Here is a 13,154-nt window from a genome sequence, read left to right as displayed (position 1 = left end):
GGCTTGCCTGCGATGGCATCACCCCGGCTTGCCTGATAGACCGAGTCGCCGGCATCGCAGGCAAGCCAGCTCCCACACAAGCCAGCTCCCACCGTTATCTCATTTCAGATTGGAATCAGCGCGCTTTCAGGCCGATGGTCCCGGCCGCCTGGTCATAGAGCACCGCGTTATCGAAGTAGGTCAGCAAGCCCGCATTGATCCCGTGGAAGTTATGTTCGCCTTGCGCGGTGATGTAGCGCACATAACGCCCGCCACGATTGTCGACCCTGAAGTGCTGGCCCATCTGGCTGCCATCGCCCAGGGTCAGGCTGAAATGCGCAGGCGTGCCCACGGGCCAGTTGGGCTGCAAGGCATCCGCGTAGATATGAAACCCCGCCGCGCCCGTGTCCAGAATGCTGTTGCCGCAGACCTGCTGGTGGGTGTCCAGACGTTGCAGGCAACCCTGCACGCCGTGGTCTTTCCAATACGCGCTCGCATCTCCCGGCTTCACCGGGATGCGCTGCAGGCTGATGGTGCGCAAGCCCTGGGTTTCCGCTGCCGTGGGGTTGATGATCAACTGCCCTGTGCTCTGCCCCGGCCGGGGCAATACCACCAGCCAGCGGCCGCCCATGGCCACCAACGGGTTGGACGCCGGATTGCGCAGCATGCCGACGCCCAGGATCGCCTTGAAGCCTTCACCGCGCAGGGGGTTGCCGCCCATCAGGAAGTCTTTGGTGCCGACCTTCGAGGCCGAGCATTTGGGCCGCGCGTCACTGCAACTGATGCTGTCCACCAACTGCATCGGCACTTGCGCGGTGACATTGCCCAGGCTGACGTTGGCGGTCGCCAGCGTGCCGCTCAGGCGTACGCCGCTGCCGTACTGGATCCTCGCCGGCGTGCTCCCCGCTACCGCATCCTGGGGTTTCAATACGCCGGGCAGTACACGCAAGCCCACCGAGCCAGTGTCGAACTGGGTTTCCACCGAAGTGCCGCCGATCTTCAAAGTGACGCTGTAGCGCAAGTCACCATTGGCCATGGTCGCGCTGTGGATCGGAACGACTTCGCGGGTAGCCGCTTGGGCACCACCGGCGAACAGGAACAGCGAGGCCAACACAGTCAAACGCATGGAGGTAGTTCCAAGTCAGGTTAAGAAGGCTTACAGCTGGTTCATCAAGTCACAGCGATAGTCCTGCAGCTCACCGGCAGAACCCAGGTTCAGTTCGGTCAACGACAGCTGGGTGGTCAACAACAGCAGGCTGCCATCGGCGCGAGGCGTCATCAGCAGGCCGTAGTCGCTCATGACATCGGCTCTGGCATCCACGTATGCACGCAAGACTTCCAGCGGGTCGAGCGTATCGGCGTCCGCCGCCGAGAGTGTGCGGGCGGCATAGGTATGCCCGTTCAGTCGAGTCGGCAGCACACGCCACTGCTCATTAATGGCGGCGCTTTGCTGAGTGAGGGTGTTGAACACGTCCGGGTTCAGGCAGGCGATATGCACATGCAGCTGGTTCTGGCTGCGGCCATACCGAGAGTTGATCGCCACCGAGACGAACTGATCCGGAATCGGCTTTTTCAAGCCGTCGGACAACACATTGCGGTGCCGCCAGGCCTGGGCGAAGTAATGCGGCAGCAAATACCGGCTGAGTGCCGGGTCCTCGATGCCGCTGACTTTGTCCACGGGAATCAACAGATCGTGCAAGGGGCCGTTCTGGTCCTTGAACAGCGTGTAGCCACGGTCCAAGTCGACCTCCAGGCACGGGCTGGGGTTTTGCCGCTGCTGCTGATCAGGCACACATTGCTGGCTGACGATGTGCCACAGGGCGTCGGGGTTACCCCGCCACTTCCAGACCCCGACAAACACCAGCCCACAGAGCAAACCACCCGCAATTGTGAATACGGCACCGCGCTTCATGCAAAAACCTCAACGTACAGAAATGTCAGTTATTTTTATCGCTGACATCCCTGTCGCTAGGGTTAACGTTTTGCGGGGGCCATAAATTCCGGCCCGATCGGATCTTTTATCGTGCTGGCGAGGATCCGGTCGATATGGGTCAAATCATCGGCCGTCAGATGCCAGCCAAACGCTTCTTCATAGCCTTTCAATTGCTCCGGCCGACGCGCGCCCCACAGGGCGATGGTCGGGCCCTGATCCAGCACCCAGCGCAAAGCCAGCGCCAGCACCGATTTGCCGTGGCACTCGCGGGCATACATGTCCAGCGCCGTGACCGCCGCCAGGTATTGCTCGAAGCGTGGCGCCTTGAATTTGGGGTCAAGCTTGCGCACGTCATCACCGGCAAAGCTGGTGGCCGAGTGCATGCTGCCGGTCAGTAACCCCCGGCACAGCGGGCCGTAGGCCAGTACCACAAGGGAGTGTTGTTTGGCATACGGGAGGATGTCGCTGTCGATAGCGCGCTCGAACAGGTTGTAGGGCGGCTGCACGGTGGCGAGTGCGGTGTGCGCGCTGAAATCGTCCATTTGCACGGTGGAATAGTTGCTCACACCGACGGCGAGAATCTTGCCCTCGCGGCGCAGGCGCTCAAGTGCCTCGGCGGTTTCCTCCTGGGCCACCAACGGGTCGGGCCAGTGAATCTGGTACAGGTCGATGTAGTCAGTCTCCAGGCGCAGCAGGGAGTCCTCAACTTCCTTGCGAATGCGCTGGGCAGTGGCATTGCGGCGGGTGGTGCCGTCATCCCATTGCAGGCCGGCCTTGGTGGCGATGACCGCACTGTGGCGCACCCCGCGCAGGGCCTTGCCGATCAACTCTTCGGACAGGCCCAGGCCATACACCGGCGCGGTGTCGATCAGGTTGATGCCGCAGCTCAACGCATGGCGAATGGTCCGGATCGACTGCTCGTTATCCGCACCACCCCACAGATGCCCGCCCATGGACCACGTACCGAGCGCAATCCGCGAAACCGCTTTTTGGATGCCGGAGATCCGGATGGTCTCGATACTCATAAAAAAAACCCTCTGCCTACAACATTGCTTAGAAAAGCAATTACTCTAGATCATCCGAGGTTGAATAGGGCTCAACGCCCCATGCAACCGAACCCCTACAAAAGAGGCTTGAAATGGCGGCGTTCAATCGTTCCGAATTGGCAGACCTGAATGTGTTCATGGCGATTATCCGGCGCCGCAGTTTTCGCCATGCCGCCCATGAACTGGGGGTGACCACCTCGGCGCTGAGCCACACCATGCGCAACCTCGAAACCCGTCTGGGCGTGAAACTGCTCTACCGCACCAGCCGCGCCGTGGAACCCACCGACGCCGGCAGCCTGCTGGCTGAAAAGCTCACTTTGGGTTTCGCCACGATCCAGGACGGGCTCGACACCCTGGAGCTGTACCGCGAAGCACCTATTGGCCGCCTGCGCCTTAATGTGCCAAGGGACGCGGCCGTTCTGCTGGTTTCGCCGATTCTGGGGGAATTCACCCGTGCCTACCCGCAATTGCGCCTGGATGTGATGGTGGAAGACCGCATGATCGATATCGTCGCAGAAGGCTACGACGCCGGTATCCGCTATGGCGCCACCGTGCCCCAGGACATGGTGGCTGTGCCATTGACCGGTGAATTGCGCTGGGTCATGGTCGCCTCCCCGTCCTATCTGGAAAGTGCCGGCACACCGAAAATACCCACCGACCTGCTGCAGCACTCCTGCGTGCGCATGTATCTGGGCGATAAAACCACTTACAAATGGGAATTGGGTAACGGCGCCCGTCAACAACGCATTGATGCACCCGGCCATTTCAGCGCGGCGGACACCCAGACCATTGTCGACGCGGCGCTGCAAGGTGTAGGCATCGCCTACTGCCTGCAACACCGTGTGCAGCAAGAGCTTGCGGACGGACGCCTGGTAGAGGTTTTGCCCGATTGGGCCTGCATCGGTGCCCCGCTGTGCCTGTATTACCCCAGCCGCCGCCAGTCACAGCCTGGGCTGCGTCAACTGGTGGATTTGATTCGCCTGCGCGCGCTGGCGGCTCAGGCGGTAAAAACCGGAAACGTTTGAACGCAAATCCGAGGGAATCGTCTCAGGATGTTTGGACACAGAGTCTTACGCCATCACGTGGCGAAAACTTTTCCGTCCCTGATGAGAACTGATCATGCCGTCTGTTTCCCTCGCTCCCTCCAACCTGCAGTACATAACATCCAGGAATTCTGCCGAGCCAACGCTCAACCGGCAAAAACGCGAAACAACGGTGGAACCCTCAGACCTCCCTCCCCGTGAGAAGGGAGACCGTGAGCTGGCAGTTATGTATGGCCAGGCACTCGCTCGCAGTACCGGCGTCGTAAACCACGACATCTCGCTGATGATCGAAAATATCCCGTCGAGTTCGACGTTTGGTCAGTGGTGGTCACAGCTCGGGCAAGCCTTTGAGTCGCCGAATGTCGCCGAGTGGATGCGTCATCTGGGTATCAATCCCCAAACGCTTAAAATCAACCCGACCTCGGGGCAAGTTACCTTTGAATTCCAGCGCCATCTCGGCAGGCCCGGTGTGCACGCGCGTGGCCTGGATGACCCAATGTGGTCAAAGGTCTGCGGCCCGGTCATTGCCGCAGCAAAAGTCGTCGGCGGGTCTACCTTTCGTAGCTATAAACCGGCGCTGACCGAGCACAGCACAACAGCACCCTTGTGGCTGGTACAGCGGTTCTACCGGGAAAACGAGGGTCTTTTTATCCCTCAAACCCAGCAACGCGCGGCGCAACTTCAACAGGGCGAGCCTTTCCCCGTACTCGAACCCGCTCACTTTTCAGCCTTGATCGAATCGCGCAGCGAAGAGAGGCTTGAAGAGCAAAAAAAGCACATCGCAAACCTGCGCATCCGCCAGGACGTTGCTCAGTCTTTACGGTACTTCATCAACTTTCTGAAGGAGGGCACCCGAACCGTCGGCCAGATCCCCCACTACCTGAACACCAATAAAGTGAATATCGCTCCGGGTAGCACTTACAGCCAGCTTCATCTGGATAAATGGAACGACACTAGCCTCAATCAGTTTCTGCAAGACAATGACCTGGATGTACCTGCAGACCAGGCAGAAATGGAGAATCTGGCCACTGCCTTGTCGAGGCCAGAAGCAGTGAGCCCGATCAATGGCAATTACAAAGGTGCTCTCGATTGGCCAATGCCGCTGGATTCGACCAGCCAGCGCCAATTGCGCGCTGATATTCGCCACGGTAAGTTCGGTGACATCGACTTGAGCCCGTTCAAAAACGTATTGGAATACTTGCTGCAACATTCACCGATCTCCGCTGCGCAGGCGAACAATCCGAGACTGTTGATCGACGCATTGGTCCAGTCGCCCAAAGGCGACGCATTGGGGAAAGCCATCCAAGCCAAATTCGACCAGCGCAATGTCAAAGGCAGTGCCACTGACTGGTTGCTCGCAGCGTTGAGTGCAGATCAGAACGACGAGGTAAATGGAACGCCGGCACTCCTCAAGTTGAAGTCCAGACAATGGGTTGCCGGTTACCCGCTTTCCTCGACCGCCAATGACGGCAAGAGCGCGCCAACCATCGTCAAAGACCTGGCCGCTCACCTGCTGAAAGCCGGCAAGGCCTCCAGCATCGAAAAAGCGCATATTCAGGCCCACGTATTGCTGTCCGGCCGGGCACCGGAATTTCTCGTGAAGGACATCCCCTCCTCCGTCACCCCGGGTTCTCACAGTTGGGTGAGCTTTGTCACCGCCGTAGAACGTATCGAAGCCCAAGCCCCTGGGGCAACCGCAATGATGAGTTACGGCCAGGTGATGCTGGCGGCGGATGTAGCGCCTATCTCTGCGCGCGAGCGCGAGATCGAATATGCAGCGCAGGCCAATGCGTTGAGGGACTGGGGATCTGCCAATGGTTTTGACTATGCGCTGAATGACTCAATGCTAAACGCGGTGCGCGAGGCTTACAACGAACAGATCCAGGCGCTGCAAAGCGCCAGCAACGCACAGAAAACGCCGGTACCGGAGGCGCGGGAGATTGCCATTGAACAGTTGAAAAAAGCCTTGCCGGAGATGGACCTCGCACTCTTCGACAAAAAGTGCATCACCGTGAAACCCGCTCATCAAGATTTCCCCGGCCCCTACTCGGTGCTCGACCTTTACATGGATGGGCGCAGCCAGTACGGCTCCACGCCGGCGGTGCAAAGGCGGATTGTCGGCGTAAGGGGCCGGCTCAAGCCACTTCCAACGACCAGCCAATGGGTGTCCTCATCCACTGATATAAACATCAGCGAGGTGCTTGGAAAACTCAAAGATCTACCTCGCTTGTCGAACCTGTTTGATAACGCATTCACAGACTTTTGCGCGCAGTCTGAAAAAAGTTCGGCGACACAGGTGAAGCACCTGATTTCAAAGCTGCCACTCAAAGACCGGGAAAATCTTGAGTTCGGGAAAATCACAATTCTTAAAGAATGGAAAAACAGCTACGAAGCCTACAGTCGCACCAAAACATCCAGGCCAGCCTCCGAAGGCAGCAACTTACTGGTGAAGACTGAAGTCGACGGCAACATAAACACCTACGAAATAGATCTTAAAAACAACAAGATCATCAAGCGTACCGACTTGGGTGACGTCGAACCTGGGGACTATCCAACGGGCGTGCGCGAGCCGGGCAGGAGTTTTCAAGAGGTGGTTCCCTCAGGCGTCTACGCTGAAGGGTTAGCCGAGGAAAAGCGCTGGGGACGTGCCCCTCCGAAAAGTTTCGGCAGCGCGAAAAGCGCCTATATTGCAGACGCCATGATGAAAGAGATAAATATCCGGTCGTTGAGGGAACTTGCCCTGGGAAGTACCACCTTCGATACCGAAGTGCCGTTCTACAAAAAAGCCCATGAGTTCATGCTCAACCTGATTCCTTTGAGGTCGGCGATCAAGAATTTTGCGAACGGCAACATCGGCGAAGGCATTATCGATCTCACCCTGGACGTCTTTGGCTTTGTGGTAGGCCTGGGTGCTGCGGCTAAGGGTGCCAAGGCTTTGCAAGCCGGTGTTTCAGCGTTTGGCAAACTGGCCCATGGCGCCAAAATAGTCGGACGCGCGGCGATCGGCAGCCTCAACCCATTGAGTGGCATCGATGATCTGGCACGCGGCGTGGCAAACACCGGCCGCAAGGCAGTAACCACCGCGCGCAATGGCTTGACAACCGTGCAAAACGTCTTCGGCAAAATCGACCCGGTAGCACTGGTGAAAACCCCGGGGATTGCCGAGGGTGTGATCAAACCGGCCAATGCGCTGGAGGACGTCGCGATCGTTGCCCGGCTTGACGAGGGAACGGGCAATTGGCACGCCATCAACCCGGCGACCCGTCAACCCTACGGGCCAGCGCTGAAGGATTTCAAACCCAAGGTGCTGTCCAGTGATGAACTGAGTGACAACCTCAATACGATGCATCGCACGCTTGGTAAAGATGAGAAATTCAGCATTTGTTACGCCACGGCATTACGCAGCGCTCAAGCCGACAAAAAAATCACGCAGACCGCCTACAACCGCCTCCTTCCCGAATTCAAAGGTGGCGGAACGCAGCACTATAAGCGCGTGTTGAAGATTGAGCCGCAGACACTTAAAAGCACCTTCAACACGGCCGATATCACAGAGTCAGGCGTCGTCACGTTTATTAACCGAGTGGGTTACAACAAGGGCAACATGTCTCATGTTGCCTACATTCAAAAATCGCCTGATGGCCAGTTATACCTGTATCACTCCAACTCCAACGCGCTGGACCATGCGCTAGGGGGTACCAAAGTCACGCCTGCCACGGCAGGCAACGCCAGTGTCTATAAGCTAGGCCCTGACCAGCAAAAAGGCGTTCAAGCGTTTATGGACTCAACCACAAGCGGGGGCTACAACATGGTGTTCACGCCTTCCAGCGCCCTGGAGTCCAGTATCCGGTCCCTGCCCGCACCTGTGTAGGCAAACCGCCACAGCGATAAAATCACATTGAACCTGCGCCCGGCCGTCGTCCTCCAATCTGAACAGACCACGGCCCCGGTGCTCGCACGATGACTTTTATTCTATGGTTGGCCGTGCTCGGCGCTGTCTTGCTGACCCTCGCACTGACCTCTTCTTATTTACGCTGGATGCCGGTGACCACTTCAGCAGTGTGCCTGTTGCTCGGGGTGGTCATCGGGCCGTTGGGCGTGGACTTGCTGCACCTGGACATGAAAGGTTCCGCGCGCTGGATGGAGCACCTGACCGAAGTCGCGGTGCTGTTTTCGCTGTTCGTCAGCGGCTTGAAACTGCGCCTGCCCTTGCGCCATCGGACCTGGCGCATTGCATTCGGCATGGCCGGGCCAGTAATGCTCGTGACCATTCTGGGTACCTGTCTGGCGTTGCACTACCTGTTCGAGTTGTCGTGGGGCGTGTCCCTGCTGGTGGGCGCCATACTCGCGCCGACCGACCCGGTGCTGGCCGGGCTGGTGCAGGTCAACAACGCCCAGGACTACGACGCGCTGCGTTTTGGCCTGTCCGGTGAAGCCGGCCTGAACGATGGCACCGCCTTTCCCTTTGTGATCTTCGCCCTGCTGTTCATGCAGCACGGCGGGTTCGACGGCGACTGGTTCGGCGGCTGGGTCTTGAAAAACCTGCTGTGGGCCGTGCCGGCCGGGTTGTTGATCGGCTACTGGATGGGCCGGGGCATTGGGCGCGTGACGCTGCGGATGCGCATCAGCAATGCCGACAGCACCTTGTCACCCAACGACTACCTGACGCTGGCGCTGATTGCCCTGGCGTACGTGGTGGCGGAAGCCGTGGGTGGTTACGGGTTTTTGTCGGTATTTGCCGCCGGGCTGGGCCTGCGCCAGGCCGAGTTCAAGTCCAGCGGCAAAGCCGAAATTCCGTCCGAACACCTGGCATTGCCAGTGGTAGGCCATCTGGAAGTCGAACCGAAAAACGCTTTGCAAGGCGACACCACTCAACTGGCGGATACGCAAATTGCCGCGGGCGTGATGATGGGCGACATGCTCGCATTCGGCGGTTTGGTGGAGCGCTCGATGGAAGTCTTTCTGGTGACTGTGCTGGGGATTGTCCTGGCCAGTCATTGGGATTGGCGGGCATTGGCGGTGGCGGCGTTGCTGTTTTGCGTGATTCGCCCGATTAGCGTGTTCGCCATGCCGTGGGGCAGCCTGATCAATCGGCAGCAACGCGGGTTGATGGGCTGGTTCGGCATCCGCGGGATCGGTAGCATTTACTACTTGTTTTACGCCCTCAACCACGGGTTGATGGGCACCAGCAGTGCAGTGGCGGTGAACCTCACCTTGTCGGTGATCGCCCTGAGCATCGTCGTTCATGGGTTGAGTACCCAGCCAATGCTGGCGTGGTATGAACGACGTGCCAGGGTGACAGATCAGTCCTGATTTTCGGTATTACCCACGTCGGCCGCCTCATCCAGATCATTGAGCGGCACTTCGGCATCGTCCATCAACGATCCAGGGTCTTCATTGCCCGGATCGTTGAGTTCTTCATCCAATTCTTTTGACATGACCGTCTCCTCTAACCACCTTGGGTATCGATATCCGCGTCGGTTTCAGGCTTGGCCTCAGGCTCAGGCTTGAAGTCTGGACTGTAGTCGTTTTCCTTGGCCTTGGGGTCGGCGGCAGGCGTGGGGTCTTTCGGCGCATCGGCAGCCGTGCCGGGGGCCGGCTCACCGCCGTCGATCGCCGGGTCGTTGCGCCCGCTCACTTGGGGATCGTTGTCTGTGCTCATGGGTCACCTCTTCGCAGTGTCTGAAAACGCGTGCTGCGTAAGGTTAAGGTCCCGCGCGGGGCCGTGAAGTTCCAATTGCTTACGAACCCGGGTTATCCACCTGGATGTAAAACGCGTAGGCGCCGAGCAGCACCCAGAACACCATGAAGATCCAGGGCGTACGCACCGAGAACAGCAGCGACTTGCGATAGCCCTTGTGCGAAGACTCGACTTCGGAAAACAGCGGGGATTCGTCATACGCCAAGCCCATTACCGGTTCGCTGCGCAGCAACTCACTTTGCTTGAAATGCCAGTGGTCGATGATGTCATACGCCGCACGGATGCCCGGCCAGGCGTTCAACGAACTGAGAATCCCCAGCGCCGCGAGGAATACCGGCACCACCACCGTGAACAACTTGCCCCATTCAGGGTTGAGGTTGCCCATGCCAGAAACGAAGGCGATGACCAGGAAGGACTGGGCGGTGAGGTAAGCGTCGGTACGGTTGGCCAGGATGGTGGTTTCGTACTGGATTTCGCGGCGGTAGAAGTCGAGACGGTCTTTGGGCGAGCCAAAAATCTTGGCCGTGTGCTCGCTGTGGTCGTTCACAGCCGACTCGGGGGTGTCGGGGGAGATGATTCTGGGCACGACGGTGCTCCATACGGGATCGAGTCACGTTAGAAGAATCGCGGTGGAGTGAAGTTCAAGTTTGTTCATGCACCGATTTGGAACACAGCACGCACCTGTGGCGAGCGGGCCTCCTGTGTTGAATTGGCTTGTGTGGCGAGCGGGCTTGCCCGCGTTGGAGTGCGCAGCGCTCCCGCTTTTTTTGGGGCCGCTGCGCAGCCCAACGCGGGCAAGCCCGCTCGCCACACAAGCTAGCTCGCCACAGCAAGCCCGCTCGCCACAAGGGTTTTTCAGCGTGCCTGCTACCGTTCCGGCACAACCATTGCTTTATCCATTCATCTGCCCGCAAACAGGAGCATTCGTTACCCCCCGACCCAGAGCCGACCCCATAAGAAAGTTAGGACCAGGCCCGGTGGCACCCTGCGCCACGGGCTCATAAAAAAATGCGTTTTTTTTAGCGGCAGTGCCATCCATGCAACGCTGGGCACTGACAAGGTACTGGAATGGCTCGATCTTTCTTTGATGAAATGAATGACGCAGACGGCGCATGCCGTGCGCACTATCAGGATTTCTCCCGCTGGCTGGCCAACACGCCGCCGGAATTGCTCGCCCAACGGCGCCGCGAAGCCGATTTGCTGTTTCACCGCGCCGGGATCACCTTCACCCTCTACGGCGACGAACAGGACACCGAGCGCCTGATCCCCTTCGACATCATCCCGCGCAGCATCCCCGCCAGTGAGTGGGCCGTGATTGAACGCGGCTGCATCCAGCGCGTGAATGCGCTGAACATGTTTCTCGCCGACATCTACCACGACCAGCGCATCATCAAGGCCGGGATCATTCCCGCTGACCAGGTGCTGGGCAACGAGGGCTACCAGAAGGCCATGGTCGGCCTGGACCTGCACCGCGACATCTACTCGCATATCTCCGGGGTAGACCTGGTGCGCGACGGCGACGGCACCTACTACGTGCTTGAAGACAACCTGCGCACCCCCAGCGGCGTGAGCTACATGCTCGAAGACCGCAAAATGATGATGCGCCTGTTCCCCGAAGTGTTCGCCAAACAGCGCATCGCGCCGGTGGACCACTACCCCAACCTGCTGCTCAAGACCCTGAAAAGCTCCAGCCGCCTCGACAACCCGAACGTGGTGGTGCTGACGCCTGGGCGCTTCAACAGTGCGTTCTTCGAACACGCGTTCCTGGCCCGGGAAATGGGCGTGGAACTGGTGGAAGGCGCCGACCTGTTCGTGCACGACCTCAAGGTGTTCATGCGCACCACCGATGGCCCCAAGCCTGTGGACGTGATTTACCGGCGCATTGACGACGCCTTCCTCGACCCCAAAGCCTTCAACCCCGACTCGATGCTGGGCGTACCCGGGCTGGTCGCCGCCTACTGCGCAGGCAATGTGGTGCTGGCCAATGCCATCGGTACCGGCGTGGCGGATGACAAATCCATCTACCCCTATGTGCCGGAGATGATCCGTTTCTACCTGGACGAAGAACCGGTATTGCAGAACGTACCGACCTTCCAGTGCCGTAAACCTGATGAGCTGTCCCACGTACTGGCGCACCTGCCGGAACTGGTGGTCAAGGAAACCCAGGGTTCCGGCGGCTACGGCATGCTGGTCGGTCCGGCGTCCACTGCGGCCGAGATCGAAGACTTCCGCCAACGCATCAAGGCGCGGCCTCACGCCTACATCGCCCAACCGACCCTGAGCCTGTCCACCTGCCCCACCTTTGTCGAAAACGGCATCGCGCCGCGCCACATTGACCTGCGCCCTTTCGTGCTTTCCGGCAAGGAAACCCGGCTGGTGCCAGGCGGCCTGACGCGCGTGGCGCTGAAGGAAGGCTCGCTGATCGTCAACTCGTCGCAAGGCGGCGGAACCAAGGACACCTGGGTGGTGGAGGGCTGAGTATGTTGAGTAGAACCGCCGCAGATCTGTACTGGATGTCCCGTTACCTGGAACGCGCCGAAAACCTGGCGCGCATGCTGGAAGTCAGTTACTCGCTGTCGTTGATGCCGCAGGCCGGGCGCAGCGATGGTCTGGATGAGCTGGCGATGTCGTTGCTCAGCAGCGGCACCCTGGAGAGCTACCTTGAGCGCCACAAGCAACTGGATGCCGAGCGCATGCTGCACTTCTTCGCCCTCGACGAAGAGAACCCCGCCAGCATCTACAACTGCCTGCGCGCCGCCCGGGGCAATGCCCACGCAGTACGCGGGCGCATCACCGCCGACATGTGGGAAAACCTCAACGCCACCTGGCTGGAAATGCGCAGCATCGCCGCCGGCGGCCTGGCACGCCATGGCATCAGCCACTTCTGTGACTGGGTCAAGCAGCGTTCACACCTGTTCCGGGGGGCGACCTCGGGCACCATCATGCGCAATGACGCCTACCGGTTTATTCGCCTGGGCACCTTTGTTGAGCGCGCGGATAACACCCTGCGTTTGCTGGATGCGCGCTACGAGATGTTTGGCGAGGAGTCGGAAGAAGTCAGCGACCTGTCGGCGCGTGGTTATTACCAGTGGAGCGCCCTGCTGCGCGCATTGTCGTCGTTCGAGGCGTATACCGAGCTGTACCCGAACGCACTGAACGCGCGCTCGGTGTCCGAGCTGTTGCTGTTGCGCAGTGACGTGCCGCGCTCGTTGCACGCCTGCATCGAGGAACTGAGTCATATCCTCGCGGACTTGCCGGGCAGCTATGGCCGGACCGCGCAGCGTCTGGCGGCCGAGTTCGAAGCGCGGCTGCGCTACACGGGCATCGACGAAATTCTGGAAGACGGCTTGCACAGCCGCCTCACGGACTTTATCGACACCGTGCGCGAACTGGCGCGGGCAATTCACAGCTCGTACCTGGAAGTGGTGTGAGTGCAGTGCAGTCACTTATCTGTC

11 protein-coding genes are annotated in these 13,154 nt (G+C 59.4%); 5 read left to right on the top strand and 6 right to left on the bottom strand.

The genetic code is table 11. The annotated features are described in order from the left end of the window. Positions 1-115 precede the first annotated feature (115 nt). From BFW87_RS24920 to BFW87_RS24910, 3 genes are all read right to left on the bottom strand, one after another. Positions 116-1,105: a DUF3443 family protein gene (locus BFW87_RS24920; protein ID WP_078742369.1), complete on the bottom strand. Its 990-nt coding sequence runs from the start codon at positions 1,103-1,105 to the stop codon at positions 116-118. A gap of 30 nt (positions 1,106-1,135) precedes the next feature. Continuing rightward, positions 1,136-1,891: a CDP-diacylglycerol diphosphatase gene (locus BFW87_RS24915; RefSeq protein ID WP_078742368.1), complete on the bottom strand. Its 756-nt coding sequence runs from the start codon at positions 1,889-1,891 to the stop codon at positions 1,136-1,138. Positions 1,892-1,953: 62 nt separating this feature from the next. Next, a complete protein-coding gene (locus tag BFW87_RS24910) occupies positions 1,954-2,937 on the bottom strand; it encodes an aldo/keto reductase (RefSeq protein WP_078742367.1) in 984 nt (327 codons plus the stop codon). 113 nt (positions 2,938-3,050) lie between these two features. Between BFW87_RS24910 and BFW87_RS24905 the strand changes: the two genes are divergently transcribed. The 3 genes from BFW87_RS24905 (at position 3,051) to BFW87_RS24895 (ending at position 9,311) form a co-directional block, all read left to right on the top strand. Beyond that, a complete protein-coding gene (locus tag BFW87_RS24905; RefSeq protein ID WP_078742366.1) occupies positions 3,051-3,983 on the top strand; it encodes a LysR family transcriptional regulator in 933 nt (310 codons plus the stop codon). Between the two features lie 94 nt (positions 3,984-4,077). After that, positions 4,078-7,869, top strand: coding sequence for a hypothetical protein (locus BFW87_RS24900; RefSeq protein WP_139372492.1), 3,792 nt, complete (start codon positions 4,078-4,080; stop codon positions 7,867-7,869). A gap of 89 nt (positions 7,870-7,958) precedes the next feature. After that, positions 7,959-9,311, top strand: coding sequence for a cation:proton antiporter (locus BFW87_RS24895; protein WP_078742364.1), 1,353 nt, complete (start codon positions 7,959-7,961; stop codon positions 9,309-9,311). Here the strand turns inward: BFW87_RS24895 and BFW87_RS32465 are convergent. The 3 genes from BFW87_RS32465 to BFW87_RS24885 all read right to left on the bottom strand — a co-directional run bounded on the left by BFW87_RS32465 (position 9,302) and on the right by BFW87_RS24885 (position 10,285). Next, on the bottom strand, positions 9,302-9,436 hold the full coding sequence (locus BFW87_RS32465) for a hypothetical protein (RefSeq protein ID WP_003191171.1): 135 nt from the start codon (positions 9,434-9,436) through the stop codon (positions 9,302-9,304). The two genes, BFW87_RS24895 and BFW87_RS32465, sit on opposite strands and share 10 nt — an antisense overlap. 11 nt (positions 9,437-9,447) lie before the next feature. Beyond that, entirely contained in the window at positions 9,448-9,660 is a 213-nt protein-coding gene (locus BFW87_RS24890) for a hypothetical protein (protein ID WP_078742363.1), read from the bottom strand. 79 nt (positions 9,661-9,739) lie between these two features. Further along, positions 9,740-10,285 (bottom strand): hypothetical protein, encoded by a 546-nt coding sequence (locus BFW87_RS24885; protein ID WP_078742362.1) that lies wholly within the window; start codon positions 10,283-10,285, stop codon positions 9,740-9,742. Positions 10,286-10,767: 482 nt separating this feature from the next. Between BFW87_RS24885 and BFW87_RS24880 the strand changes: the two genes are divergently transcribed. Both BFW87_RS24880 and BFW87_RS24875 read left to right on the top strand, forming a co-directional pair. After that, positions 10,768-12,177, top strand: a complete 1,410-nt coding sequence (locus tag BFW87_RS24880; protein WP_078742361.1) for a circularly permuted type 2 ATP-grasp protein — start codon at positions 10,768-10,770, stop codon at positions 12,175-12,177. A 2-nt stretch (positions 12,178-12,179) separates the two neighbouring features. Next, complete coding sequence (locus BFW87_RS24875) at positions 12,180-13,130, top strand: alpha-E domain-containing protein (protein ID WP_078742360.1); 951 nt, start codon at positions 12,180-12,182, stop codon at positions 13,128-13,130. Positions 13,131-13,154 lie beyond the last annotated feature (24 nt).

This window comes from Pseudomonas fluorescens, assembly GCF_002022275.1.
GTDB classification, from domain to species: domain Bacteria; phylum Pseudomonadota; class Gammaproteobacteria; order Pseudomonadales; family Pseudomonadaceae; genus Aquipseudomonas; species Aquipseudomonas fluorescens_AJ.
Note: the sequence above shows the minus strand (reverse complement) of the source record. Positions and strands in the feature narration are given on the sequence as shown.

Bases quoted from the DNA above. Each gene is read 5' to 3' on its own strand.
- BFW87_RS24890 (WP_078742363.1), bottom strand. From the start codon at position 9,660: ATGAGCACAGACAACGATCCCCAAGTGAGCGGGCGCAACGACCCGGCG.
- BFW87_RS24915 (WP_078742368.1), bottom strand. From the start codon at position 1,891: ATGAAGCGCGGTGCCGTATTCACAATTGCGGGTGGTTTGCTCTGTGGG.
- BFW87_RS24880 (WP_078742361.1), top strand. From the start codon at position 10,768: ATGGCTCGATCTTTCTTTGATGAAATGAATGACGCAGACGGCGCATGC.
- BFW87_RS32465 (WP_003191171.1), bottom strand. From the start codon at position 9,436: ATGTCAAAAGAATTGGATGAAGAACTCAACGATCCGGGCAATGAAGAC.
- BFW87_RS24910 (WP_078742367.1), bottom strand. From the start codon at position 2,937: ATGAGTATCGAGACCATCCGGATCTCCGGCATCCAAAAAGCGGTTTCG.
- BFW87_RS24920 (WP_078742369.1), bottom strand. From the start codon at position 1,105: ATGCGTTTGACTGTGTTGGCCTCGCTGTTCCTGTTCGCCGGTGGTGCC.
- BFW87_RS24895 (WP_078742364.1), top strand. From the start codon at position 7,959: ATGACTTTTATTCTATGGTTGGCCGTGCTCGGCGCTGTCTTGCTGACC.
- BFW87_RS24875 (WP_078742360.1), top strand. From the start codon at position 12,180: ATGTTGAGTAGAACCGCCGCAGATCTGTACTGGATGTCCCGTTACCTG.
- BFW87_RS24905 (WP_078742366.1), top strand. From the start codon at position 3,051: ATGGCGGCGTTCAATCGTTCCGAATTGGCAGACCTGAATGTGTTCATG.
- BFW87_RS24900 (WP_139372492.1), top strand. From the start codon at position 4,078: ATGCCGTCTGTTTCCCTCGCTCCCTCCAACCTGCAGTACATAACATCC.